Below are 24,687 nucleotides of genomic sequence, written 5' to 3'. Positions count from 1 at the left end.
GTCAGGCGTCCTGCGAGGCGTCGGTGTTGGAATGCCAGGCGGAGCGCACCTTGCTCGCCGCGGCAATCGCATGCTCCAGCGCCTGCGTGTCGGTGGCCGCCATCAGCGCCTCGAGTTCCAGCAGCGCCTTGCGAAAGGCCTGCGATTGCAGCAGCACCTGCTCTCTGTTGGCAAGCAGCACGTCCCGCCACATCACCGGGTCGCTGGCCGCAATACGCGAAAAATCGCGGAAGCCCGGACCGGCAAGGCCCAGGAAGCGGTCGCCCTGCGGCTGCGCGACGAGGGCGTTGATGTAGGCGAAGGCCAAAAGGTGCGGCAGATGGCTCACGGCCGCGAAGGCGCTGTCGTGTTCCTCGTGCGTCATCGTGACCACGTTGGCGCCAATACCGCTCCAGACCTGGGAAGCGCGCTGCACGTTGGAGCGCAGCGTGGCTTTGACGGGAGTCAGCACGACCTTGCGGCCGGCGTAGAGCGAAGCGTCGGCGTGCTCGATGCCCGACACCTCCTTGCCGGCAATCGGGTGGGCCGGAACGAAGTGGGCAAACTGGTCGTGAAGGCCAATGCGCGCGGCTTCGATGACGTCGCCCTTGGTCGAACCCACGTCCATTACCAGCGTGTCGTTCGAAATGCCGTGGCGAATGGCCTTGAAGGTGGCTTCCGAGGCCGCCACCGGCACGGCCAGAAGCACCAGGTCGGAGCCCGAGACCGCCAGCAGCGCGGAAGGCGCCACGACGTCGATCACGCCGAGCTGGCGCGCTCGTTCGGTGGTGGAGGGCGACTTGCTGTAGCCGACCACGCGTTTCACCAGCTTTGCGCGCTTGAGCGCAAGCGCAAAGGAGCCGCCCATGAGGCCGCAGCCGATCAATCCCAATTGCTCGAACATGGTGCTTGTCCGGCTCAGGCTTTGACGGGGTAGGCGCCAAGCACCTTGTAGAACGCGCAGAGGCCGCGGAGCTCGGCCAGGGCCGCAGCCACGTTGGGCTGCGAGGGATGGCCGTCCAGGTCGATGTAGAAGTAGTACTCCCACTGGCCGGTACGCGCGGGCCGCGACTCGAAACGGGTCATGGAAACGTTGTTGACTTTCAGCGGCACCAGCAGGTCGTGCACGGCGCCGGGGCGGTTGGGCACGGAAACGATCAGGCTCGTGCAATCGCGCCCGGATGCCGGCGGCATGGCCAGCGTCTGGGGCAGGCAGATGACCGAGAAGCGGGTGCGGTTGTAGGAGTCGTCCTGGATGGCGTGAGCAACGATGTGCAGGCCGAAGCGGGTGGCGGCACGTTCGCCGGCCAGGGCGGCCCAGGCCGGGTTGGTGGCCGCGAGCCGCGCGCCTTCGGCATTGCTCGAGACGGCGCGCCGCTCGGCATTGGGCAGGTGCTTGGACAGCCAGGTCTGGCACTGGGCCAGCGCCTGCGGATGGGCCAGCACCGCCTCGACGCCGTCGAGCGTATTGCTGCTGCGCAGCAAATGGTGGCGCACCAGCAGGCTGACCTCGCCGACCACGTGAGTGGGCGAGTGCAGGAACAGGTCGAGCGAACGCGTCACGACGCCTTCGGTCGAGTTTTCGACGCCCACCACGCCGTACTGGGCGCTACCGGCCGCCGTGGCGTGAAACACCTCGTCGAAGCTGGCGCAGTAGATCAGGTCGGCGGCGCCGCCGAAGTATTCGATGGCGGCCTGTTCGCAGAAGGTGCCTTCGGGGCCCAGCACGGCGACGCGCTGAGGCGATTCGAGCGCCAGGCAGGCCGACATGATCTCGCGCCAGATGGCCGCAACATGCAGGTCCTTGAGCGGACCGCCATTGCTCTTTTGCATCTTTTCGATGACCTGGGCCACGCGGTCGGGGCGGAAATACGGCGTACCTTCGCGCTTCTTGACCTCGCCGACCAGCTCTGCCACGTGGGCCCGCTCATTGAGCAGGCTGAGCAATTGCTGGTCGAGCGAATCGATCTGCACGCGCAGATCGGCAAGGCTCTCGGAGTTGTCGGGGGAGGAGGGCGGAGTTGGAGCGGAGGCGGTCATCGGTGCGAGCAGCTGGGCATGCGCCTAGGCATGCGATCGCTCGAATTCTCGCATGTAGCTCACAAGCGCCTGTACGCCTTCCAGCGGCATGGCGTTGTAGATGCTCGCGCGCATGCCGCCGACCGACTTGTGGCCCTTGAGCTGCAGCAGCCCGGCCTCTCGCGCGCCAGCCAGGAAGGCGTCGTTCCGGCTTTCGTCAGAGAGGAAAAACGGCACGTTCATGCGCGAACGGCAGCCTGGATCGATCTTGTTGGCGTAGAAGGAAGAGCCGTCGATGAAGTCGTACAGCAGCTTCGCCTTGGCGATGTTGCGCTGCTCCATGGCGGCCACGCCAGTGAGCGTGCCTTCGGTCTGTTGCAGCAGCCACTGGAAAGTCAGCCCCGCCATGTAGATGCCCCAGGTCGGGGGGGTGTTGTACATGGACTTGTTGTCGGCAACGATCTTGTAGTTGAACGCGCTGGGGCATATTTCGAGCGCATGGCCGAGCAGGTCGTCGCGCACGATCACGAGCGTGAGTCCGGCCGGTCCCAGGTTCTTCTGGGCCCCGCCGAATGCCAGGCCGACGCGGCGCCAGTCGATTGTGCGCGAGGCCACGTGCGACGAAAAGTCGATGACCAGCGGCGCATTGCTGCCCAAAGCCGCCAGGTCGGGCAGTTGGTGAAACTCGATGCCGTTGATGGTTTCGTTGGTGCACAGGTGCACGTACGAGGCGTCTTGCGCCAGTTGCCAGGTCGACGGGTCGGGCAGCCGCGTGTGATGGTCGCCGACGTTGCTGGCGGCGATGTTCGCTATGCAGTAGCGCTGCGCTTCTTTTTGCGACTTGATGCTCCAGCTGCCGGTGATGACGAAGTCGGCGGATTTGCCGCGCGACAGGTTCATCGGCACGATGGCGTTCTCACCGAGCCCGCCACCCTGCATGAAGAGGATGTGGAAATTCTCGGGCACAGCCAGCAGCGTGCGGATGTCGGCTTCAGCCTGGGTGCAGATGGCGCCGAACTCCTTGCCGCGATGGCTCATTTCCATCACGCTCATTCCGCTGCCTTGCCAGTCGAGCATTTCGGAGGCGGCGCGTTGCAGCACCGCCTCCGGCATAGCGGCCGGACCTGCGGAAAAGTTGTACGGGCGTGTGCCGACTGGCTTGGGCTGCTGCTGCTGTGTCACGTCACTTCTTGGCGGGAGCCTTGGCAGGGGCCTTGGCGGGAGCGGCACCTTGTTGCGCACCGCCGGTGGGAGCGCCCAGCGCCTTGGCCACGTTTTCGTCGAGTGCGCGCATCTTGGGTTCGATGCTTCCGCGCGTTTCGGCCACGAGCTTCTCGGTCAGGGCGGTCTGCATCTTGGGATTCAGGTCCTGGTACTTCTTGCTGAGCGGCGAGTTGATCCAGGCCAGCAGCTGCTTGAGTTCGTCTTCGCTGAAGTTCTGTTCGAGCAGCGGGGTGAGGGCGCCCGGCGCCAGCTGCACCGCCTTGTCGCGCACGATCGGGTAGGCATCGTCGAAGTACTTCTTCAGTTCGGCGTCGGCGGCCTTGGCGGCCGACTCGCGCTTGGCTTCGGGCACCTGGGTCTGCAGGTACTGCGAACCAGCCTGCGCGATGGGCGCGCTCGACTGCTCGACCAGGCCGCGTGCCAGGGATTCGATGCCAGGACGCTGCACGTCCACGAACTGCTTGATAAGCGCGGCTTTGTCCTGCGCCATGGCAGCCATCGAGCTGCCAGCCAGGGCGACAGTCATAAGTGCGAGCTTGAATTTTTTCACTGAGGATTCTCCGTTGAAGATGTGGAAGTATCGTCTGCGCCCGGCTCGGTCTCGCCGTTGGCGTCGTTTTCGACGATACGCTGTAGCCCGCTGAGTTTGGCGCCTTCGTCGAGCCCGATCAGCGTGACGCCTTGCGTTGCGCGACCTAGTTCACGAATCTCGGCAACCCGGGTGCGCACTAGCACGCCCTTGTCGGTAATGAGCATGATCTCATCGTCCGCATGCACGAGGGTGGCGGCAACGACTTTGCCGTTGCGCTCGCTCTGTTGAATCGCAATCATGCCTTTGGTTCCCCGGCCATGACGGGTGTACTCGGTAATGCTTGTGCGCTTTCCGTAACCATTTTCGGTGGCGGTGAGCACGCTTTGCTGCTCGTCCTCGGCCACCAGCATGGCAATTACGCCTTGCCCCGGGTCTAGCGACATGCCGCGAACGCCGCGCGCATTGCGGCCCAGCGGACGCACGTCTTCTTCGTCGAAGCGCACAGCCTTGCCGCCGTCGCTGAACAGCATCACGTCGTGCTTGCCGTCGGTAAGGGCGGCGCCGATGAGGTAGTCGCCCTCGTCGAGGTTCACCGCAATGATGCCGCCCTTGCGGGGGTTGTTGAACTCGTCGAGCGTGGTCTTCTTGACCGTGCCCATGGAGGTTGCCATGAACACATACTGATCGGCCGGGAAGTTGCGCTTCTCGCCAGTCAGGGCGAGCGCGACATTGATCTTCTCGCCTTCCTGCAGCGGGAACATGTTGACGATCGGTCGGCCGCGCGATCCGCGGGAACCCGCCGGCACTTCCCACACCTTGAGCCAGTACAGCCGGCCGCGGTTGGAGAAGCACAGGATGTAGTCGTGCGTGTTGGCAATGAAGAGCTGGTCGATCCAGTCGTCTTCCTTGGTGACCGTGGCCTGCTTGCCGCGCCCGCCGCGCTTCTGCGCCCGGTATTCATGCAGCGGCTGGCTCTTGATGTAGCCGCTGTGCGAGAGCGTCACCACCATGTCGGTGGGGGTGATCAGGTCTTCGGTCGAGAGATCGAAGGCGCTGTGTTCGACCAGGCTGCGGCGCGCGCCGAGCTTCGATTGGCCGAACTCCTGCTTGATGGTGCCGAGTTCGTCGCCGATGATGACCGAGACCCGTTCCGGCTTGGACAGGATGTCGAGCAGGTCGTCGATCTCTGCCATGACCTCTTTGTATTCGGCAACGATCTTGTCCTGCTCGAGCCCGGTCAGGCGCTGCAGGCGCATCTGCAGGATTTCCTGGGCCTGGGTTTCCGACAGGCGGTAGAGACCGTCCGAACCCATGCCGAACTCGCGCTCCAGTCCTTCGGGGCGGTAGTCGTCGGCATTGACCACGCCGCCGTCCGCGCGTGAGCGCGTGAGCATCTCGCGCACCAGCTTGCTGTCCCAGCTGCGGGTCATGAGCTCGGCCTTGGCGACCGGGGGAGTTGGCGACTCGCGGATGATGCGGATGAACTCGTCGATGTTGGCCAGCGCCACCGCCAGGCCTTCGAGCACGTGGCCGCGTTCGCGGGCCTTGCGCAGGGTGAAGACGGTGCGGCGCGTCACCACTTCTCGGCGGTGCTGCAGGAAGACCTGGATCAGGTCCTTCAAATTGCACAGCTTGGGCTGGCCGTCGACCAGCGCCACCATGTTGATGCCGAAGGTGTCCTGCAGCTGTGTCTGCTTATAGAGGTTGTTCAGTACCACCTCGGGCACTTCACCGCGTTTGAGTTCGATCACCAGGCGCATGCCCGACTTGTCGGACTCGTCCTGGATGTGGCTGATGCCTTCGATCTTCTTCTCGTGCACCAGCTCGGCCATGCGCTCCTGCAGCGTCTTCTTGTTGACCTGATAGGGGAGCTCGTCCACGATGATTGCCTGGCGCTGGCCGCGGTCGATGTCCTCGAAGTGGCACTTGGCGCGCATCACCACCTTGCCGCGTCCGGTGCGGTAGCCGTCCCGGACGCCATTGATGCCGTAAATGATGCCGGCGGTGGGGAAGTCGGGCGCGGGCACGATTTCCATCAGTTCGTCGATGGAGGCCTCCGGATTGCGCAGCAAGTGCAGGCAGGCGTCCACCACTTCATTGAGATTGTGCGGTGGAATATTGGTGGCCATGCCAACCGCAATACCGCCGGACCCATTCACCAGCAAATTGGGCAGTTTGCTCGGCAAAACCTTGGGTTCTTTTTCGGAGCCGTCGTAATTGTCTTGGAAATCGACAGTTTCCTTGTCGATATCGCCCAGCATTTCGTGCGCAATTTTGGCGAGCCGGATTTCCGTATACCGCATTGCAGCCGCGTTGTCTCCGTCGACCGACCCGAAGTTGCCTTGGCCGTCGACCAGCATATGGCGCATGGAAAAGTCCTGCGCCAGCCGCACGATGGTGTCGTAGACCGACTGGTCGCCGTGCGGGTGGTACTTGCCGATCACGTCGCCCACGATACGGGCGGACTTCTTGTAGGCCCGGTTCCAGTCGTTGTTGAGCTCGTGCATGGCATACAGCACACGCCGGTGCACAGGCTTGAGGCCGTCGCGAGCGTCGGGAAGCGCCCGGCCCACGATCACGCTCATGGCGTAGTCGAGATAGCTGCTGCGCATTTCCTCTTCGAGACTGATGGGCAGGGTTTCTTTGGCGAAGGAGGTCATTGAGCGAGAGGCTGGCGGCAGGAAGGCGAAATTTTACGCTGTGAGGGGTGTCGCACCGCCGCAACACAAGGCGGCTATTCCGCCTCCGTCCTACGCTTCCGGGCCGTCCAGCGGCCTGTTTGCCAAAGACCCTATGGCACAATCGCCTCAACGTTTTGGGTGGTGGTCACTTAAAGCGTCCTTGATTCGCAGCGCGGCTGCGGCTTTTTCCCCAAGAGGAGAACCATGAAGAAACTGAATAAAGTGGCGATGATGTTTGCAGTCGCTGCGCTCGCCACTGCCGCCGGCGCGCAGACCCGTGTCACCGCTGCGAATGGCGGTCCTACGATCGACAACTGGCAGAACGGCACCGGCGAACTGGTTTGGAAGAACGGCACGAACGAACTGTGCTGGCGCGATGCCAACTGGACGCCGGCTACCGCCGCCGCCGGTTGCGACGGTGCTTTGGTCGCCGCAGCACCTGCTGCAGTTATCCCGACTCCTGCTGCACCGGCCGCTCCCGCGCCTGCACCGCAAGTCGCCGCTTCGAAGGTGACCTTCGCTGCTGACGCATTCTTCGACTTCGACAAGTCGGTTCTCAAGCCTGAAGGTCGCGCTAAGCTGACCGACCTGGTCTCGAAGATCCGTGACGTCAACCTCGAAGTGATCATCGCCGTGGGCCACACCGACTCCATCGGTTCGGACACCTACAACCAGCGTCTGTCGGTGCGCCGCGCCGAAGCCGTCAAGGCCTTCCTGGTCTCGAAGGGCATCGAACGCAACCGCGTCTATACCGAAGGCAAGGGCGAGAAGCAGCCAGTGGCTGACAACCGCACCAAGGAAGGCCGCGCCAAGAATCGCCGCGTGGAAATCGAAGTGGTCGGCACCCGCGCCAATCGCTGATTCGATTGAATCGCTAAAAGAAACCCCGCTTCGGCGGGGTTTTTTTATGCCTTTTGAATTCTTTCCGGGTACGGGACGAATGCCCCGAGGCCGTTCGTCTGCAGATTCTCCGTTTCATAATCGCGTCATGACAGATAACGTGAATGCCGATCCGGCAGAACTCGCCAAGTTTTCGGAACTTGCACATCGCTGGTGGGATTTGGACAGCGAATTCCGTCCGCTCCATGAAATCAATCCGCTGAGGCTGGATTGGATTGACGGTATTGCGCCCATTTCGCAGCGCAAGGTGCTCGATATCGGATGCGGCGGCGGCATCCTCGCCGATTCGATGGCCCGAAAGGGTGCCGACGTGCTCGGCATCGATTTGGCCAGCAAGGCGCTCAAGGTGGCGAGGCTGCACGCGCTCGAAGCCGGCACGAGCGGCGTCAAATACCGTGAAATCAGCGCCGAGGCGCTTGCGGCGGAAGAGCCTGGCAGTTTCGACGTCGTCACCTGCATGGAAATGCTCGAGCACGTGCCCGAGCCCGCATCGATCGTCCGGGCTTGCGCCACGCTCGTAAAGCCCGGCGGATGGGTGTTCTTTTCCACGATCAACCGCAACCTCAAATCGTTCATGTTGGCCATCGTCGGCGCTGAATACGTGCTGGGCATGCTGCCTCGCGGCACCCACGAGTACGCCAAGCTGATCCGGCCCAGCGAGCTGGCGGCCCATTGCCGGGCAGCGGGACTCGACTTGCGGCATACGCGGGGAATGGAGCACAACCCGTTGACGCGCCGCTATTGGCTCAGTGCCGATACCAGCGTCAACTACATGTTCGCCACGCAGAAGCCAGCCTCGGCGACGGGTTCGCCAGCGTGACGGCCGCCGCAATCCAGGCCGTGCTGTTCGATCTGGACGGCACGCTGATCGACAGCGCGCCCGATCTTGGCGCTGCGGCCGACAAGATGCGCACCGATCGCGGCCTCGAGTCGTACCCATTGGAACGCTATCGGTTCATGGCCGGGGCGGGCGCACGGGGCATGCTTGGCGTCGCATTCGGCATCACGCCCGACGCGCCGGAGTTCCCCGAACTGCGTGAAGAGTTCTTTGTTGCCTACGAGAACCGCATGCTGCTCAATACGCAGGTGTTCGACGGGGTGCAGGCGCTCATCGACGCCATTTGTGCGCGCGGCCTGGCGTGGGGAGTGGTCACCAACAAGTCGGCCCGCTTCACCGATCCGCTGACGCGCGCCATTCCACTTTTCAGCAGCGCCGGCGCCATTGTGAGCGGCGACACGACGCCGTTCTCCAAGCCCCATCCCGAACCCCTGCATGAAGCAGCGCGGCGACTTGGAATTCCGTCCAGCGCCTGCATCTACGTGGGAGACGACGAACGCGACATCATCGCGGGGCGGGCCGCGGGCATGCGCACTGTCGCCGCTACTTATGGTTACATGGGCCCCCAGGCCGATGCCACTCTCTGGGAGGCCGATGCCGCAATTACTTCGCCCCTGGAGCTCTTGCAATACCTCAACCCGGCCTAAAATGGTGAGCTTGGGGCTGCACTGGTTTCGACGTGGGTTCGGAATCGCAGCGGGGCATGTCGAGCTGAATGCGCTCGTAAAACAGATTCAAACAAACTAACTGCAAACGACGAACGTTTCGCACTCGCTGCTTAATTGCCAGTGAGCCTTGCAACAGTTGGCCGATGGGCTGGGCAAGGGGGTCTGGAGCAATCCTGACCTCCCGGCTGCAAGGATAATTACATGGGCTGGCTCCGATCCGGGTACCTTGGGTCGGGGCGAGAAAATAGGGTGCTGGCGTCCGGTTTAGCGTGTGACTGCGCGACTCCGGAAGCGAGACTTAAATCAGATCACTAAACATGTAGAACTGCGCGAAGAAGGCTTGCGGACGGGGGTTCAAATCCCCCCAGCTCCACCATCCAGCACAAAAAGCCAACCGCATGCCGGTTGGCTTTTTTTTGGTCTGACGCACGGCTATAGTCAGCGGGCGCTGTCACGCCACACCGGCTCCGCGTCTCGCAAGGGACGCGGCTGCCCGCCTCGATCCGCCATAAAAGGACGCCGTGCCCGATTCACTGACTTCGACGCTCACGAGCTATTACGACACGGTGCCCTATGAATCGCACCCGTTCCCCCAAACGGCAGTCGAGCATCTCGAAGCCATCGCGTTCCTGTTCGGTCTTCGGACGCCCGCTCCCGCCCAGGCGAGGGTGCTGGAGCTAGGCTGCGCGGCAGGCGGCAACCTGATTCCGTTCGCCGCACGCCATCCAGAGGCCAGCGCCCTCGGGCTCGACTTGTCGAAGGTACAGGTGGAGCAGGGCGCTGGCGCCATTTCCCGCGCGGCACTGTCGAATGTGGAACTGCGGGTGTTCGACCTCTCGGAGGTCGATGCATCGTTCGGCCAGTTCGACTACATCGTCTGCCACGGGGTGTACAGCTGGGTGCCGGGCCCGGTGCAGGATGCGATCCTCCGTATCTGTTCCGAGAACCTTGCGCCGGACGGCGTCGCCTACGTCAGCTACAACGTGTACCCGGGCTGGAAGGCGAGGGAGATCGTGCGCGACGCGATGATCCTGCGCGGTGGCCCTCGGGATACACCGGAAGAGCAGTTGTCCTATGCGCGCGGCATGCTCGAGTTTCTGGAGCAGTCGGCCCGTTCCGACAGTGTCCTCAAGAAGACGCTCGAGGAAACGATGCCGATCGTGCGTGGCGCCAGCAGCTATTACCTGCTGCACGAATTCCTCGAGCCCTGCAACGCACCTTGCTATTTCAAGGAGTTTGCCGCGCGCGCCGAGGCGAATGGGCTTACCTACCTCGCGGATGCAGAGCCTTCGACGATGTTCGTGCAGAACTACGGCGACCAGGTTCGCGAACCGCTGCTGCGCGAGTGCGGCGGCAGCCAGGTCCTGATGGAGCAGTACCTCGACTTTCTGGTCAATCGCACCTTTCGCCAGACCTTGCTGGTCAAGCAGGGCCGTGGCGGCGACATCCGCTATCAGCTCGATCAGGCCCGCATTCGCGGTCTTGAATTCGCCGGTGTGTTCGCGGCGGCGGACGGCGGCGCGTTGACCCTCGATGCGCGAGAGCAGCCGTGCAAGACGTTACGCAATCTCTCCGTGACACTGCGCCTGCCGGTACACAAGGCCGTGGCTCAGGTGCTCGATTCCCGCTATCCGGCCAGCATGTCGTTCGAGGCGCTGGCCGCTGCGGTGGTGATTGCCACGGCCGAACCTCGCCCCTCCGTCGAGCCGTACGTGCTGTCGATGCTCGAAGAGCTGCTCATCCTCGGTGCCGTGCGTATCCGGCTCGCGCCGGTACAGGTCGCCGCCGAGATATCGGCGTGGCCGCGTGCCCTGCCGTCGGTGCGTACCGCATCCGGCCTCGCGTTGCTGGCCGGAAGCTCGGCGAGTGTCTGCAACCAATGGCACGATTCCGTAGGACTCACCGCGCTCGAGCGTTGCCTGTTGCCACTGCTCGATGGCGCGCATTCGCACGAGATGCTGGCCGACCACTTGGTGAACGAGGTACGTGCCGATCGCCTGCGCTTCATTCACAACGACGAGCCGCTCGCAGAAACTTCAGCGTTGAAGGAATTCGCGCTGAATCAAGTGGCGCTTGGCTTGAACGATTTGCGGCGCAAGGCGCTGTTGGTCGCATGACGCCATCTATCGCCTCCCACCATCCAACTCAACGAGGGACTTTCTCCATGCAGCAACTCCACTGGACTCCAACACTGCGCGCCGCGGTGGTGGCCGCACTCGTACTGGGGGGCGCTAGCGCTTCCAACGCCGCCTCGCAGGCGCCAGTCGCGGCCGAGCACGGCATGGTGGTGAGTGCGCAGCACCTGGCCACCAAGGTGGGCGTCGACGTGCTCAAGCGCGGCGGCAACGCGGTCGATGCGGCGGTGGCCGTGGGCTATGCGCTGGCGGTGGTGTATCCGGCAGCGGGCAACCTTGGCGGCGGCGGCTTCATGACCGTGCAACTGGCCGACGGCCGCAAGACCTTTCTCGACTTCCGCGAGAAAGCCCCACTGGCCGCTACCGCCAACATGTACCTGGACAAGGACGGCAACGTCATCAAGGGCCTGAGCACCAACGGACATCTTGCGGTGGGCGTGCCCGGCTCTGTATCGGGCATGGAATACGCGCGCGAAAAATACGGCACCATGAAGCGTGCCGACCTCATCGCCCCCTCTATCCAGCTGGCCGAGAAGGGCTTTGCGCTGGAGCAGGGCGACATCGACATGCTGCGCACCGCCACCAACGACTTCAAGAAGGACCCGGTCTCCGGCGCCATCTTCCTGAACAAGGGCGAGCCCTTCGCAGCCGGCCAGAAGCTGGTGCAGAAAGACCTCGCCAAGACGCTGCGCGCCGTCAGCGCCAAGGGTGTCGACGGCTTCTACAAGGGCTGGGTCGGACAGGCCATCGTGGCGTCGAGCCAAGCCGGCAAGGGCATCATCACCCAGGCCGACCTGGACCAATACAAGACGCGCGAACTGGCGCCGGTCGAGTGCGACTACCGCGGCTATCGCGTGGTGTCGGCGCCGCCGCCGAGTTCGGGTGGCGTGATCATCTGCGAGATGCTCAACATCCTTGAAGGCTATCCGCTCAAGGACCTGGGCTTCCGCTCGGCCGAGTCGGTGCACTATCAAATCGAGGCCATGCGCCATGCTTATGTCGATCGCAACAGCTACCTGGGCGACCCGGACTTCGTGAAGAACCCGCTCGACCGTCTGCTCGACAAGGGCTATGCCGAAAAGATCCGCGCCGCGATCGACCCCAAGAAGGCCGGCGTCTCCAAGGACATCAAGCCCGGCGTCGCGCCGCACGAAGGCAGCAACACCACCCACTACTCCATTACCGACCAGCAGGGCAATGCGGTGGCGGTGACCTACACGCTCAACGACTGGTTCGGCGCCAAGGTCACGGCCGACAAGACCGGCGTACTGCTGAACAACGAGATGGACGACTTCACCGCCAAGATCGGCGTGCCCAACATGTACGGCCTGGTGCAGGGCGAAGCCAATGCCATTGCCCCTGGCAAGCGTCCTCTGAGCTCTATGAGCCCGACCATCGTCTCGAAGGACGGCAAGCCGGTGTTCGTGGTCGGCACGCCGGGCGGCAGCCGCATCATCACCGCGGTGCTGCACACCATCCTGAACGTGGTCGACTACGGCATGAACGTGCAGGAGGCCGTCGATGCGCCGCGCTTCCACCAGCAATGGCTGCCCGACGTGACCAACGTCGAAACCCTTGCGTTGAGCCCCGACACTCGCAAGATCCTGACCGACATGGGCCACAACCTGGGTGTGCCGCAGCCGGCCAACCACATGGCGGCGATCATCGTCGGCGCGCCGTCGCTGGGCGGCAAGCCTGTCGGTGCCAACCGCTTCTACGGCGCGAACGACCCCCGCCGCAACACCGGGTTGGCACTCGGCTACTGAATTCCAAGATACCAATACCCCGGCTCAGCTTTTTTCGCATGCGCGGAACACCGTGGAACCGGCTTTGCCGGGCCACTGGTGTTGCCCCCGGTAGGGGGTGGGCGCAGCGACACGAAGTGCGCGAAGCCTGGGGGCGAGCCATGCACCTTCAAGACATTCTTTATTCCCAGGGCTTCGGCACGCGGCGCGTGTGCGCGGGGCTGATCCAGCAGGGCCTCGTGACCATCGGGGGCAAGGTCGTGAACGACCCGTTCGCCGACCTCGATCCCGAAGGCCTCCTTTTCACGGTCCAGGGCATCGAGTGGGCGTACCACGAGAAGGCCTACTTGATGCTCCACAAGCCGGCGGGCACCGAGTGCTCGCAAAAGCCATCGACTTATCCGAGCATCTACACCCTGCTGCCGTCCCCGCTGCGGTTGCGGCCCAACAAGGGCGCAGTGCAGGGCGTGCAGGCCATCGGCCGGCTCGACCAGGACACGACCGGGCTGCTGTTGCTGACTGACGACGGCCAGTTCATCCACCGGATGGGCTCCCCCAAGCACCACGTGCCCAAGGTGTACGAGGTCACGGCCAAGCACCCGGTCGACGAGGCGCAGATGGCCAAGCTGCTGGCTGGCGTGGTGCTCGACGACGATCCGAAGCCTGTGCGCGCAGCCGCCTGCGAATCGGACAGCCCGCTGCACTTGCGGCTGACGCTCACCGAGGGCAAATACCACCAGGTCAAGCGCATGCTGGCCGCGGTCGGCAACCGGGTCGAGGGGCTGCACCGCTCGCGCATCGGCCAACTGGCACTGCCGGCAGACCTTGCGCCCGGCCAATGGCGCTGGCTCGACGCCGGACAGGTTGCCGCGCTTCGTGAAAAAACACCGGATAAGGCCACCGGAAACCCGGAGGTCAGCCAGCCGTAGGGTCCGGACGTTGATAATCGACAGCACTCTTCCGGAACTTCTCCCTTGCGATTCCTTGCCCGACCGAACGGCCGCTTTGCGGCCTTCCTGTTCTCCTGCCTGACGGTCTGGGTGGCGCAAGCCGCCACTGCTGCACCGCCCGAAGCTCCGCCGATCTTCGTGCTCAATTCGCTGGATGCCAGCGTCAGCGTGATCAACCCCGTCGACTGGTCCGAGAAGCAGCGCATCGCGACCGGCAAGGAGCCGCACCACATCTACATGACGCCGGACGAAAAGTCGGTCATCGTGGCCAATTCGGCGGGCGATTCCCTCACTTTCCTCAACCCCAGAACAGCCGAAGTGCAGCGCGTGGTCTACGGCATCATCGATCCGTACCAGCTGCAGTTCTCGCGCGACATGAAGTGGTTCGTCACGGCCGCCAACCGGCTCAATCACGTCGACGTCTATCGCTGGGACGGAAAGGACCTGAAGCTCGCCAAGCGCATTGCCACCGGCAAGACGCCCAGCCACATCTGGATCGACGGTACCAGCACCATCGCCTACGTGACCATGCAAGACAGCGACGAGCTCATCGCGGTCGACCTCCCCACGCAGACCATCCGCTGGCGCGTGGCCACAGGGCCCATGCCGGCCGACATCTTCGGCGTGCACGGCGACAAGACCCTGCTCGTGGGCCTCACCGGCAGCGACGGCGTGCAAGTGTTCGACGTGGCGGGCGCCGAGCCCAAGCTGGTCGGCAAGATCCTGACCGGCAAGGGCGCACATGCCTTCCGTTCGGCCGGCGACGGCAAGAGCGTCTTCGTGAGCAACCGGGTGGCCAACACAATCAGCCGGATCGACCTGGCGACCCTGAAGGTCAGCGCAACGTATCCCGTGCCCGGCGGCCCCGACTGCATGGATGTGTCGGCTGACGGCAAGACCTTGTACGTTACTTCGCGCTGGGCCAAGAAGCTCAGCGTGGTCGATCTGGCGAGCCAGAAGGTCGTGCGCCAGATCAATGTCGGCCGTTCGCCGCACGGCGTCTGGACGCTGGAACATGCGAAAAGAATCTGAGCGGATCGTCGGCAACCGGCTCCGCGGGGTCTACGGCTTCGTCCTTGCCGCCGTCATCGCATGCGCAGCCATGCCTGCCACCTGGGCGCAAGGCGCCTCCTGCGAAAAACCGGTCTACCTGACCCTCGACACAGGCCACATGGGCGTTGCGCCGCTGGTGGCCGACGTGCTCAAGCGACAGAACGTGCGCGTCACCTTCTTTGCCGCCGCCGAGCGCACCCAGACCGACGGCGACAGCCTCGACAGCCACTGGGCCCCGTGGTGGAAGGCGAGGGCGGCCGAAGGCCACGAGTTCGCCTCCCACACCTACGACCACGCGTACTGGCGGGGCGACATCAAAGGAGCGGAGCCGAGCTTCCGTATCAAGCCATCGGCGGGCGCGTTCGCGGGGCGCGAGTTCACCTGGACGGCGGCCGAGTACTGCGCCAACATCGGCAAGGCGTCCGAGCGGCTGGCCCTCATCACCGGCAAGAAGCCACTGCCTTTGTTCCGCGCGCCGGGCGGCAAGACCTCGCCCCGGCTGCTCGCGGCAGCCAAGGCCTGCGGCTTCGAGCATGTGGGCTGGTCGCCCGCCGGGTTCCTGGGCGACGAGCTGCCGAGCGAGAAATTCAGCAATGAAAAGCTCCTGGCGCAGGCGCTGGAGACCATCCGCCCCGGTGACATCCTGCTCGCGCACCTGGGCATCTGGTCGCGCAAGGACGCGTGGGCACCGGCCAATCTCGAGCCGCTGATCATCGGGCTCAAGGCCAAGGGCTTCTGCTTCGAGACCCTGCGCCAACATCCGCAATACCGCGCCTGGATCGCGTCCCACCCCTGAGGCATTTGCCGTGATCGATTGGTTGACGGACGCATTTTCCGCGCTACAGGGCTGGTTCTTCGAGACAGTGGTCCAGCCCCTGGTCTTTGCGGTCGGCCTTGGCGGGTTGACGGAAGACGCCTTCGATGCCACTGGCTGGCTGCTGGTCGGGCTGATCCAGGTCCTGGTGCTGCTCGCGGTCATTGGTCCCCTGCAGCGCTGGCGAGCCGTCGAGCCGGTCACCGACCGCCGCGCCATCCGCATCGACGTTCTCTACACGCTGATCCATCGCCTGGGCCTGTTCCACCTGGCCATGTTCTTCACGCTCGAGCCCTTCTTCGACGAAGCCATCGGGAGCCTGCGCGCTGCGGGCTGGGGCACGTTTCACCTCGACGAAGCCTGGCCTGGCGTCACCGACGTGCCGTGGATCGCGTTTGCGATCTACCTCGTGGTGCTGGATTTCGTCGGCTACTGGATCCATCGCGGCCAACACCAGCTCAACTGGTGGTGGGGCCTGCATTCGCTGCACCACTCGCAGCGCCAGATGACCATGTGGAGCGACGATCGCAACCACCTGCTCGACGACATCGTGCACGACGCCCTCATCGTCATCGTCGCGCAGTTGATCGGCGTGCCGCCCGGCCAGTTCATTGCATTCGTCGCGTTCACGCAGCTCAGCGAAAGCCTGCAGCACGCCAACCTGAAGCTGGGCTTCGGCGCCATTGGCGAACGGCTTTGGATCAGCCCGCGCTTTCACCGGCTGCACCACAGCATCGGGTTGGGCCACGAGTCGCGTGGAGCCCACACGCTGGGCGGCCACAACTTCGGCGTGCTGCTGCCCTGGTGGGACATGCTCTTTCGCACCGTCAACTTCGAGCAGCGCTACGACCCGACCGGAATCCGCGACCAGGTCGAGCGCGGTGCCGATGGCCAGTTGCGCGACTACGGGAGTGGCTTCTGGGCCCAGCAGTGGCTCGGCCTCAAGCGGATGTTCGGCCGCGGCTGAGCGGCCGAACACACCGAGCCGGTTATCCTTCGCACCCAAATGCGTCTGCTCCTCGACTCCTTCTGGCGCGCGGTCGCCTATTGCATGCTGCCGCGCGTGATTGTGCTGTCGCTGCTGCCCCTGGGGCTGATGCTGCTGCTGGCCGCAGGATTCGGCTATTTCTTCTGGGACACCACCGTGGCATGGACCCGGGAAGCGCTCGACGCGTGGCCCTTGCTGTCGAGCTTCTGGGGCTGGATCGGGCGCCTTTTTTCCGGCGACGCGACGGCCGTGCTGGCGCCGCTGGTGGTCGTGGTGGCCGCCACGCCGTTGATCGTGGTGGTTTCCCTCCTGATCGTTGCAAGCCTCATGGCGCCGCCGCTCACGGCACTTGTGGCGCACCGCCGCTTTCCCACGCTCGAGCGCAAGAAGGGCGCCTCCTTCTTCGGCAGCGCGGTGCGCTCTCTTGGTGTGACCATGCTGGCGCTGGTGGCGCTCGTGGTCTCCATGCCGCTGTGGCTCATTCCTCCGCTCGTGCTGGTGCTGCCGCCGCTGATCTGGGGCTGGCTCACCTACCGTGTCATGAGCTTCGATGCGCTCGCCGAACACGCGAGCCCTGAAGAGCGGGCCACTCTCCTGCGTGGGCATCGGCTGCCGCTCTTGTGCATTGGCGTGCTGTGCGGGTACCTGGGTGCAGCGCCCAGCATCGTCTGGGCCTCGGGCCTTTTGTTTGCCGCCGCCTTCTTCGTGCTGGTGCCCCTCGCCATCTGGATCTATACGCTGGTATTTGCCTTTTCGGCGCTTTGGTTCGGCCACTACTGCCTCGATGCTCTGGCCCAGTTGCGTGCGCAGCGTGGAGCCGCCGCCGCTCCGACCGAAGGCGCGCCAGCCCTGGAGGCCGACCAAGCCGTTCTTTCACAGTGGAAATCCCCATGACCCGCGCATTCGGACTGATCGTCGTCGGCGATGAAATTCTCTCGGGCAAGCGTGCCGACAAGCACATGCCCAAGGTCATCGAGCTGCTCGCCGCCCGCGGCTTGCAGCTCGGCTGGGCCGAATATGTCGGCGACGAGCCCACGCGCATCACGGCCGCCCTTGGCCGGGCCTTTGCCTCGGGCGACATCGTTTTTTCGACCGGCGGCATCGGCGCCACGCCGGACGATCACACCCGCCAATGCGCCGCCGCGGCCCTGCGCGTGCCGCTCGAACTGCACCCCGAGGCTGAATTGCTGATCCGCGAGCGCATGCAGGGCACCGCGCGCGAGCAGGGCATTGCCTACGAGCCCGACCGGCCGGACAACATCCACCGCCTCAACATGGGCGTGTTCCCGAAGGGCGCGACGATCATCCGGAACCCCTACAACAAGATTCCGGGCTTCAGCGTCGATCACGTCCATTTCGTGCCCGGCTTTCCCGTCATGGCCTGGCCGATGATCGAATCGGTGCTCGACAGCCGCTATGCCGACATATTCACCAACGGCCAGTCGGCCGAAAAATCGGTCATCGTCTTTGGCGCCATGGAAGCAACGCTCACGCCGCTGATGCAGGCGATCGAAGCAGCCCACGCCGGCATCAAGGTGTTCAGCCTGCCCAGCGTCGATCATCCCGAGTACGGCCGCCACATCGAACTCGGCGTCAAGGGCGACCCCGTCCGCCTGGAAGCCGCGTATGCGCAGTTGATCGAGGGCCTGCACGCCTATGATGCAAGCCTTGGCCCGGAACTGGTGCGCTGAATTTCAATGCACCAAATTAGTGATTTGTCGCCTCCTTTTGGGGTTTGCGGCGCGCGTCGGGGCCTCTTCCCGAGAGGCGACAATGGCACAGAAACTGCATCCCTCGTCCCTGTATTCCTAACCACCATCCAACTCAGGAGAAACTGATGGCAAAGACCGTCGCCGATGTACTCAAGCTCGTCAAGGAAAACGAGGTCAAGTTCATCGACTTCCGCTTCACCGACACCCGCGGCAAAGAGCAGCACGTGACCGTGCCCGTCTCGGCTTTCGATGAAGACAAATTCACCTCGGGCCATGCTTTCGACGGCTCGTCTATCGCTGGCTGGAAGGGAATCGAAGCCTCGGACATGCAGCTCATGCCCGACCCCAACACCGCCAACATCGATCCCTTCTTCGAAGAAACGACGCTGATCCTGACCTGCGACGTGATCGATCCCGCCGACGGCAAGGCCTACGAGCGCGATCCGCGTTCGCTCGCCAAGCGCGCTGAGGCGTACATGAAGGCTTCGGGCCTGGGCGACACCGCCTACTTCGGACCGGAGCCCGAATTCTTCGTGTTCGACGGCGTTCGCTGGAAGAACGACATGTCGGGCTGCTTCGTCAAGATCGACTCCGAAGAAGCCTCGTGGAACACCGACAAGGAATACGAGCACGGCAACACGGGCCACCGTCCCGCAGTCAAGGGCGGCTATTTCCCGGTTCCCCCGGTCGACAGCTTCCAGGACATGCGCTCGGAAATGTGCCTGGTGCTCGAATCGCTCGGCATCCCGGTCGAAGTGCATCACCATGAAGTGGCCAACGCCGGCCAGATGGAACTCGGCACCAAGTTCAGCACGCTGGTCCAGCGCGCCGACTGGGTCCAGCTGCAGAAGTACGTGATCCACAACGTGGCCCACGCCTACGGCAAGACTGCCACCTTCATGCCCAAGCCCATCGTTGGCGACAACGGCTCCGGCATGCACGTGCACCAGTCGGTCTGGAAAGACGGCAAGAACCTGTTCGCTGGCGACGGCTATGCGGGCCTGTCGGACTTCGCGCTGCACTACATCGGCGGCATCATCAAGCACGCCCGTGCCCTGAACGCCATCACGAACCCCGGCACCAACAGCTACAAGCGCCTGGTGCCCGGCTTCGAAGCCCCGGTGAAGCTGGCCTACTCGGCCAAGAACCGCTCGGCCTCGATCCGCATCCCGTTCGTGGCCAACCCGAAGGGCCGCCGCGTCGAAGCGCGTTTCCCCGATCCGCTGATGAACCCGTACCTCGGCTTTGCTGCATTGCTGATGGCCGGTCTCGACGGCGTGGAAAACAAGATCCATCCGGGCGAAGCCGCCAGCAAGGACCTGTACCACCTGCCGCCGGAAGAAGACGCGCTGATCCCGACCGTGTGCCACAGCCTCGACCAGGCTCTGGAATACCTCGACAAGGACCGTGCGTTCCTGACCAAGGGCGGCGTGTTCACCGATGCCTACATCGACGCGTACATCGACCTGAAGATGCAGGAAGTCACGCGCTTCCGCATGGCGACCCACCCCGTGGAATTCGACATGTACTATTCGCTGTAAGGGCGAACCCCTGAGGGGGAATCAAGACAGAAAGGACGGCCTCGGCCGTCCTTTTTTGTTGGGCTGGAACATCTTGTCACCGGCAGAGTCGAATTGCAGGAAAATGGCCGTTTGTCGCGCCACCACTGATATTCATGAAGATTGCCTCACTGATTTTTCTGGCCGCATCGCTCGCAGCCTTGCCCGCGCTCTCCCAGGAGCGCGTATGGCGCTGCGGCAATGAGTACACCAACAACGCGACCGTGGCGCAGCAAAAAGGCTGCAAGGTCCTGGAAGGCGGCAACGTCACCGTCGTGCAGGGCACCAAGCCTTCGGGCGGCGGGTCCGCGAGCAGCGGTTCCGCGCCGGCCGCCACCCGGGCGCCGGCCGGCAGCCCGCGTGTCGAGGGCGTCGACCAGCGCGCCCGCGACGGCGAAGCCCGCTCCGTGCTCGAGGCTGAGCTCAAGAAGGCCGAAGCCCGCCAGGCGGAGCTGCAGAAGGAATACAACAACGGCGAGCCCGAAAAGCAGGGCAGCGAAGGCCGCAACTACCAGAAGTACCTCGATCGCGTGGCTGGAATGAAAGCCGAACTGGCGCGCAACGAGAGCGACATCGCCGGTATCCGCCGCGAACTCGGCCGCCTGCCGGCCCGGCAGTAAGCCATGGTGTTCGGGAAGAAGGCGACTGGCGCCGGCCTGCGCTTCCAGTCCTTCGACCTGCTGTCGACGCTGATTGCGGTGGTCAGCACCAATGGCTCGGTGCTATTTGCCAACGCGGCGCTCGAAGACGCGCTGGGCACGTCGCGCCGAACGCTCGAAGGCTCGCAGTTCGGAGCCTGCTTTCACGAGCCGCACGTGCTGCGCACCGCCATCGATGGCGCGCGCAGCAACGACTTCGCCACGCTGCGCTACGAGGCGTTTCTGCGCCGGGTCAACCACGAACTGATGCCGGTGCAGGTCACGCTCGCACAGGGCGACAAGACGGGCGAACTCATCATCGAGATGTCGCCGCTCGAACAGCAGGTGCGCCAGGACCGCGAAGAACGCTTGCTCGATCAGGCGCAGGCCAACAAGGAACTCATCCGCAACCTCGCGCACGAAATCAAGAACCCGCTGGGCGGTATTCGCGGCGCGGCGCAGTTGCTGCAGATGGAGGTCGAGTCGCGCGACCTCATCGAGTACACGCAAGTCATCATCCATGAAGCCGATCGGCTGCAGACGCTGGTCGACCGCCTGCTGGCGCCGCATCGCAGGCCGCACGTGGTGGGCGACGTGAACATCCACGAAGTGTGCGAGCGCGTGCGCTCCGTCATCCTTGCGGAGTTTCCGCGCGACCTGCACATCGAGCGCGACTTCGACCCGTCGATTCCCGAGTTTCGCGGCGACCGCGAGCAACTCATCCAGGCCACGCTCAACATCGTGCACAACGCCGCGCAGGCCCTGGCGGAGCGCCGCGCCGCCGGCGATGCCCAGATCACTTTCCGGACGCGAATCGCCCGGCAAGTGATATTCAACAAGCAGTGGTATCGATTGGCACTGGAATTGCATGTCATCGACAATGGACCGGGTGTGCCGGACACGATCAAGGACCGCATCTTCTATCCGCTCGTATCGGGCCGGGAAGGCGGGACAGGGCTTGGATTGACGCTCGCACAAACCTTTGTGCAACAGCATCACGGCGTGATCGAGTGCGACAGCGTCCCGGGCCGGACCGATTTCAAGATATTGATACCGCTGCCCTAGCAGCCACGGCAACAAGGAGATGCATGAAGCCGATCTGGATAGTTGATGACGACCAATCGATCCGCTTCGTGCTGGAGAAGGCCTTGCTGCGCGAAGACTTGCCCACGCGCAGTTTCACCAACACGCGCGAGGTGTTGGCCGCGCTCGAACTCGCCGAAGACGACGAGCAGCAGGGCCCGCAGGTCCTGGTGAGCGACATCCGCATGCCCGGCGGCTCCGGGCTCGACCTGCTCGACAAGATCAAGGCCAAGCACCCCGGACTGCCGGTCATCATCATGACGGCGTTCTCCGACCTCGACAGCGCCGTGTCGGCATTCCAGGGCGGCGCCTTCGAATACCTGCCCAAGCCTTTCGACCTGCCGCGAGCGGTCGAGCTCATCCGCCGCGCGGTCGACGAAAGCCAGCGCGAGGAAGTGGCCGAGGAGCGCATGGTCGCCGCGCCCGAAATGCTCGGCCAGGCACCGGCCATGCAGGACGTGTTCCGCGCCATCGGCCGCCTTTCGCAAAGCAACGTCACGGTGCTCATCACCGGCGAATCGGGCTCGGGCAAGGAACTGGTGGCCCGCGCGCTGCACAAGCATTCGCCGCGCGCCAACGGCCCCTTCGTGGCCATCAACACCGCGGCCATTCCCAAGGACCTTCTGGAGAGCGAACTGTTCGGCCACGAGCGCGGCGCCTTCACCGGAGCGCAAACGATGCGGCGCGGCCGCTTCGAACAGGCCGAGGGCGGCACGCTCTTTCTCGACGAAATCGGCGACATGCCGTTCGACCTGCAGACGCGCTTGCTGCGCGTGCTGAGCGACGGCCATTTCTATCGCGTGGGCGGCCACAACTCGGTCAAGGCCAACGTGCGCGTCATCGCGGCCACGCACCAGGACCTGGAGCAGCGCGTCAAGCTCGGCGGCTTCCGCGAAGACCTGTTCCACCGCCTCAACGTGATCCGCCTGCGGCTGCCGGCCCTGCGCGAGCGCGGCGAGGACGTGCCCGCTCTCACGCGCCACTTCCTGCAGGTGAGCGCGCGCCAGCTCGGCGTCGAACCCAAGCGCATCTCCGACGCCGCATTGGCCAAGCTCGCCGCCTTCGGCTTCCCGGGCAACGTGCGCCAGCTGGAGAACATCTGCCACTGGCTGACCGTGATGGCCCCGGCCCAACTCATCGAAGCCAAGGACCTGCCGCCCGAAGTCATGGCCGCGGCAGGCGGAACGCAAGTTCAAGCCCCGGAGGCAGCCGGTGTCGCCACGACCGCGCAACCCGCCCCGCAGCTTTCACCAATGAGCCCCGAGCGCGAAACGGCGCCGGCAGCAGCCCTTTCAGAGCCCGCCGAAGGCCTCGTCGGCGCAAGCAGCTGGGAAAGCGGACTCGAGATCGAAGCTCAAGCGCTGCTCGCAGCCGGCCGCACCGACGTCTGGGACGTGCTCTCCCGCCGCTTCGAATCGCGCCTGATCCTCACCGCCCTCGCCAACACCCGCGGCCGCCGCATCGAAGCCGCCCAGAAGCTGGGCATCGGCCGCAACACCATCACCCGGAAGATCCAGGAACTGGGGATCGAGTAAAGCCTTCGCGCGAAGACTGGGGGCGAACCTAGTTACCGGCTTCGCTGCCCCAGCGTCAGCGAATCGAGCTGGAAGTTCCCGCTCTTGTCCCAGAGCCACGTGTCGACGTACGTATGCCCGCCTAGGCGCCCGGGGCTCGGCAGCGGCGAGGCCGCCTTGATGAGTTCCGCAATCTTGGGCGGCACCTCGGGTGCATGGCTCGGCACGCGGCTGAACGTCACGTTCTTCACGTTGCCGTTGGCGTCCAGATCGGTCTCGACCACCACCACCGCGTAGACAAGCGGAGGAATCTTCCCCTTGTAGATGCGCTGCGGATAGGCGTTGTAGATCTGGCGAGCCCCCGTCTTGCGATAGGCCCGCACGACGGGAGTCTGCGCGGTGATCAGGCGAACGCTAGGGACATCGGCTTTGGGGCTGGCCACCTCGTCGGGTGCAGAAGAAGGGCCCGGCTTGCCGTCGCCGGCCTTGTCCGCCGGTTTGAGCGCCGAACAGGCGGCGAGCGCCAGTGCGGCTGCAAGGGTTGCGAGTGTGCGTATGTTCATGGTCATCAGGCGCCTTGGTCGAGTTCCAGCACCACGGGGGCGTGGTCACTTGGTTTTTCCCACTTGCGCGGCACGCGGTCAATGATGCAACCCCTGGCGCGCGGCACCAGGGGCTCGCTCACCAGGATGTGATCGATCCGCAGGCCGCGGTTCTTCTGGTAGCCGAGCATCCGGTAGTCCCACCACGAATAGCTTTTCTCTGGCTGCTCGAAGAGGCGAAAACTGTCCGCCAGGCCGAGCTGGAGCAGCGCCTTGAAATGCTCGCGCTCCTCGGTCGTGTGATGAATCGTCTCCTTCAGGCCGATCGGGTCGAAACTGTCGCGGTCTTCCGGCGTGATGTTGAAGTCGCCCAGCAGAACCAGGTTCGGATGAGCCGCCATTTCAGCGCGCAGCCATTCGCGCAAGGCGCGCAGCCAACCCATCTTGTATTCGAACTTCTCGGTACCGGGCGCCTGGCCGTTGACGAAGTAGCCATTCACGACCCGCAGCGGACCCGACGGAGTTTCGATGGTGGCTGCAATCACGCGCGACTGGTCGTCGGTAAAGCCGCCAATGTTCCTGGCCACGTCATGCATTGGCGCGAGGCTCAGGATGGCCACGCCGTTATAGGTTTTCTGGCCGAACACGGCCGCCTCGTAACCGGCGGACTTGAGCACGTCGAGGGGGAACTTGTCGTCGCTCATCTTGAGCTCCTGCAGGCACAGCACATCGACCGGATTGGCGATCAGCCAGTCGAGCACATGCTGCAGGCGTGCAGTGAGGGAGTTGACGTTCCAAGTGGCTATTTTCATGAAGATGCAAAGTGATGGCGATCGGCCGCGAAGGGTCGCCAGCTTAGCAAAAGCATTCGAAAAACCTGGTTACACCCGCTCCAGGCCCGCAGGAGATCGCTCTCCCCGTCGCGATACGCCTCAAGCCAGCGTATACGCCGTCTTCACCGTGGTGAAGAACTCCTGCGCATACTTGCCCTGCTCGCGCGGCCCGTAGCTCGACCCCTTGCGCCCGCCAAAGGGCACGTGGTAGTCCACCCCCGCCGTGGGCAGGTTCACCATCACCATGCCCGCCTGGCTGTGGCGCTTGAAGTGCGTGGCA

At 64.2% G+C, this 24,687-nt stretch carries 23 protein-coding genes and 1 other RNA gene; 16 read left to right on the top strand and 8 right to left on the bottom strand.

Annotated features, from left to right (window positions below; all coding sequences use genetic code 11):
• Nucleotide 1: 1 nt before the first annotated feature.
• From ASC78_RS08345 to gyrA, 5 genes are read right to left on the bottom strand one after another with little or no spacing between them, the layout of a single operon-like run.
• Nucleotides 2-883 carry a prephenate dehydrogenase gene (locus tag ASC78_RS08345; RefSeq protein ID WP_055799193.1) on the bottom strand — a complete coding sequence of 294 codons (882 nt, stop codon included), beginning with the start codon at nt 881-883 and terminating at the stop codon, nt 2-4.
• A 14-nt stretch (nt 884-897) separates the two neighbouring features.
• The gene (gene pheA / locus ASC78_RS08340) at nt 898-2,019 is read right to left on the bottom strand and encodes a prephenate dehydratase (protein WP_055799190.1); all 1,122 of its coding nucleotides are present in this window, start codon (nt 2,017-2,019) and stop codon (nt 898-900) included.
• 24 nt (nt 2,020-2,043) lie between these two features.
• Nucleotides 2,044-3,180 (bottom strand): 3-phosphoserine/phosphohydroxythreonine transaminase, encoded by a 1,137-nt coding sequence (gene serC, locus ASC78_RS08335; RefSeq protein ID WP_055799187.1) that lies wholly within the window; start codon nt 3,178-3,180, stop codon nt 2,044-2,046.
• Nucleotide 3,181: 1 nt separating this feature from the next.
• A complete protein-coding gene (locus tag ASC78_RS08330; RefSeq protein WP_235505029.1) occupies nt 3,182-3,748 on the bottom strand; it encodes a DUF2059 domain-containing protein in 567 nt (188 codons plus the stop codon).
• 20 nt (nt 3,749-3,768) lie between these two features.
• Nucleotides 3,769-6,414, bottom strand: coding sequence for a DNA gyrase subunit A (gyrA, locus tag ASC78_RS08325; protein ID WP_055799181.1), 2,646 nt, complete (start codon nt 6,412-6,414; stop codon nt 3,769-3,771).
• Nucleotides 6,415-6,639: 225 nt separating this feature from the next.
• On the opposite strand from gyrA, the gene ompA reads away from it, so the two are divergent.
• From ompA to ntrC, 16 genes are all read left to right on the top strand, one after another.
• Nucleotides 6,640-7,296, top strand: a complete 657-nt coding sequence (gene ompA / locus ASC78_RS08320) for an outer membrane protein OmpA (RefSeq protein ID WP_055799178.1) — start codon at nt 6,640-6,642, stop codon at nt 7,294-7,296.
• Between the two features lie 127 nt (nt 7,297-7,423).
• Nucleotides 7,424-8,155 (top strand): bifunctional 2-polyprenyl-6-hydroxyphenol methylase/3-demethylubiquinol 3-O-methyltransferase UbiG, encoded by a 732-nt coding sequence (gene ubiG / locus ASC78_RS08315; RefSeq protein ID WP_055799177.1) that lies wholly within the window; start codon nt 7,424-7,426, stop codon nt 8,153-8,155.
• Complete coding sequence (locus tag ASC78_RS08310) at nt 8,152-8,820, top strand: HAD-IA family hydrolase (RefSeq protein WP_055799174.1); 669 nt, start codon at nt 8,152-8,154, stop codon at nt 8,818-8,820. The genes ubiG and ASC78_RS08310 overlap by 4 nt, the downstream gene beginning before the upstream one ends.
• Before the next feature lie 12 nt (nt 8,821-8,832).
• Nucleotides 8,833-9,217: a transfer-messenger RNA gene (gene ssrA / locus ASC78_RS26970) on the top strand.
• Between the two features lie 145 nt (nt 9,218-9,362).
• Entirely contained in the window at nt 9,363-10,958 is a 1,596-nt protein-coding gene (locus ASC78_RS08305) for a methyltransferase regulatory domain-containing protein (protein WP_055799171.1), read from the top strand.
• A 47-nt stretch (nt 10,959-11,005) separates the two neighbouring features.
• A complete protein-coding gene (ggt, locus tag ASC78_RS08300) occupies nt 11,006-12,742 on the top strand; it encodes a gamma-glutamyltransferase (RefSeq protein WP_055799169.1) in 1,737 nt (578 codons plus the stop codon).
• Between the two features lie 140 nt (nt 12,743-12,882).
• Nucleotides 12,883-13,650, top strand: coding sequence for a pseudouridine synthase (locus tag ASC78_RS08295; protein ID WP_055799165.1), 768 nt, complete (start codon nt 12,883-12,885; stop codon nt 13,648-13,650).
• A 45-nt stretch (nt 13,651-13,695) separates the two neighbouring features.
• The gene (locus tag ASC78_RS08290) at nt 13,696-14,703 is read left to right on the top strand and encodes a YncE family protein (protein WP_055799163.1); all 1,008 of its coding nucleotides are present in this window, start codon (nt 13,696-13,698) and stop codon (nt 14,701-14,703) included.
• A 70-nt stretch (nt 14,704-14,773) separates the two neighbouring features.
• Nucleotides 14,774-15,520: a polysaccharide deacetylase family protein gene (locus ASC78_RS08285; protein ID WP_200934288.1), complete on the top strand. Its 747-nt coding sequence runs from the start codon at nt 14,774-14,776 to the stop codon at nt 15,518-15,520.
• 10 nt (nt 15,521-15,530) lie between these two features.
• A complete protein-coding gene (locus ASC78_RS08280) occupies nt 15,531-16,505 on the top strand; it encodes a sterol desaturase family protein (RefSeq protein WP_055799156.1) in 975 nt (324 codons plus the stop codon).
• A gap of 39 nt (nt 16,506-16,544) precedes the next feature.
• Nucleotides 16,545-17,420: an EI24 domain-containing protein gene (locus ASC78_RS08275; protein ID WP_055799153.1), complete on the top strand. Its 876-nt coding sequence runs from the start codon at nt 16,545-16,547 to the stop codon at nt 17,418-17,420.
• Complete coding sequence (locus ASC78_RS08270) at nt 17,417-18,217, top strand: competence/damage-inducible protein A (RefSeq protein WP_055799150.1); 801 nt, start codon at nt 17,417-17,419, stop codon at nt 18,215-18,217. The genes ASC78_RS08275 and ASC78_RS08270 overlap by 4 nt, the downstream gene beginning before the upstream one ends.
• A 146-nt stretch (nt 18,218-18,363) precedes the next feature.
• A complete protein-coding gene (glnA, locus tag ASC78_RS08265) occupies nt 18,364-19,779 on the top strand; it encodes a type I glutamate--ammonia ligase (RefSeq protein ID WP_055799147.1) in 1,416 nt (471 codons plus the stop codon).
• A gap of 134 nt (nt 19,780-19,913) precedes the next feature.
• Nucleotides 19,914-20,417: a hypothetical protein gene (locus ASC78_RS08260; protein WP_055799144.1), complete on the top strand. Its 504-nt coding sequence runs from the start codon at nt 19,914-19,916 to the stop codon at nt 20,415-20,417.
• Between the two features lie 3 nt (nt 20,418-20,420).
• The gene (gene glnL, locus ASC78_RS08255) at nt 20,421-21,500 is read left to right on the top strand and encodes a nitrogen regulation protein NR(II) (RefSeq protein ID WP_028260054.1); all 1,080 of its coding nucleotides are present in this window, start codon (nt 20,421-20,423) and stop codon (nt 21,498-21,500) included.
• 23 nt (nt 21,501-21,523) lie between these two features.
• On the top strand, nt 21,524-23,053 hold the full coding sequence (ntrC, locus tag ASC78_RS08250; RefSeq protein ID WP_055799141.1) for a nitrogen regulation protein NR(I): 1,530 nt from the start codon (nt 21,524-21,526) through the stop codon (nt 23,051-23,053).
• Nucleotides 23,054-23,085: 32 nt separating this feature from the next.
• Here ntrC and ASC78_RS08245 read toward each other — a convergent pair whose 3' ends face one another.
• The 3 genes from ASC78_RS08245 to ASC78_RS08235 all read right to left on the bottom strand — a co-directional run.
• Nucleotides 23,086-23,595 carry a hypothetical protein gene (locus tag ASC78_RS08245; protein WP_235505028.1) on the bottom strand — a complete coding sequence of 170 codons (510 nt, stop codon included), beginning with the start codon at nt 23,593-23,595 and terminating at the stop codon, nt 23,086-23,088.
• A 5-nt stretch (nt 23,596-23,600) separates the two neighbouring features.
• Nucleotides 23,601-24,386 (bottom strand): exodeoxyribonuclease III, encoded by a 786-nt coding sequence (xth, locus tag ASC78_RS08240; protein ID WP_055799134.1) that lies wholly within the window; start codon nt 24,384-24,386, stop codon nt 23,601-23,603.
• A 120-nt stretch (nt 24,387-24,506) separates the two neighbouring features.
• A partial coding sequence (locus ASC78_RS08235) for an aldehyde dehydrogenase family protein (RefSeq protein ID WP_055799130.1) occupies nt 24,507-24,687 on the bottom strand: 181 nt, incomplete at its 5' end.

The organism is Variovorax sp. Root318D1, from assembly GCF_001424835.1.
GTDB lineage: Bacteria > Pseudomonadota > Gammaproteobacteria > Burkholderiales > Burkholderiaceae_C > Variovorax.
Note: the sequence above shows the minus strand (reverse complement) of the source record. Positions and strands in the feature narration are given on the sequence as shown.

What these genes read in the sequence shown, in the direction of transcription:
- ASC78_RS08345 (WP_055799193.1), bottom strand. Translation starts at nt 883, where the DNA reads ATGTTCGAGCAATTGGGATTGATCGGCTGCGGCCTCATGGGCGGCTCC.
- pheA (WP_055799190.1), bottom strand. Translation starts at nt 2,019, where the DNA reads ATGACCGCCTCCGCTCCAACTCCGCCCTCCTCCCCCGACAACTCCGAG.
- ASC78_RS08330 (WP_235505029.1), bottom strand. Translation starts at nt 3,748, where the DNA reads ATGACTGTCGCCCTGGCTGGCAGCTCGATGGCTGCCATGGCGCAGGAC.
- gyrA (WP_055799181.1), bottom strand. Translation starts at nt 6,414, where the DNA reads ATGACCTCCTTCGCCAAAGAAACCCTGCCCATCAGTCTCGAAGAGGAA.
- ompA (WP_055799178.1), top strand. Translation starts at nt 6,640, where the DNA reads ATGAAGAAACTGAATAAAGTGGCGATGATGTTTGCAGTCGCTGCGCTC.
- ubiG (WP_055799177.1), top strand. Translation starts at nt 7,424, where the DNA reads ATGACAGATAACGTGAATGCCGATCCGGCAGAACTCGCCAAGTTTTCG.
- ggt (WP_055799169.1), top strand. Translation starts at nt 11,006, where the DNA reads ATGCAGCAACTCCACTGGACTCCAACACTGCGCGCCGCGGTGGTGGCC.
- ASC78_RS08295 (WP_055799165.1), top strand. Translation starts at nt 12,883, where the DNA reads ATGCACCTTCAAGACATTCTTTATTCCCAGGGCTTCGGCACGCGGCGC.
- ASC78_RS08285 (WP_200934288.1), top strand. Translation starts at nt 14,774, where the DNA reads ATGCCTGCCACCTGGGCGCAAGGCGCCTCCTGCGAAAAACCGGTCTAC.
- ASC78_RS08275 (WP_055799153.1), top strand. Translation starts at nt 16,545, where the DNA reads ATGCGTCTGCTCCTCGACTCCTTCTGGCGCGCGGTCGCCTATTGCATG.
- ASC78_RS08270 (WP_055799150.1), top strand. Translation starts at nt 17,417, where the DNA reads ATGACCCGCGCATTCGGACTGATCGTCGTCGGCGATGAAATTCTCTCG.
- glnA (WP_055799147.1), top strand. Translation starts at nt 18,364, where the DNA reads ATGGCAAAGACCGTCGCCGATGTACTCAAGCTCGTCAAGGAAAACGAG.
- ASC78_RS08260 (WP_055799144.1), top strand. Translation starts at nt 19,914, where the DNA reads ATGAAGATTGCCTCACTGATTTTTCTGGCCGCATCGCTCGCAGCCTTG.
- glnL (WP_028260054.1), top strand. Translation starts at nt 20,421, where the DNA reads ATGGTGTTCGGGAAGAAGGCGACTGGCGCCGGCCTGCGCTTCCAGTCC.
- ntrC (WP_055799141.1), top strand. Translation starts at nt 21,524, where the DNA reads ATGAAGCCGATCTGGATAGTTGATGACGACCAATCGATCCGCTTCGTG.
- ASC78_RS08245 (WP_235505028.1), bottom strand. Translation starts at nt 23,595, where the DNA reads ATGAACATACGCACACTCGCAACCCTTGCAGCCGCACTGGCGCTCGCC.
- xth (WP_055799134.1), bottom strand. Translation starts at nt 24,386, where the DNA reads ATGAAAATAGCCACTTGGAACGTCAACTCCCTCACTGCACGCCTGCAG.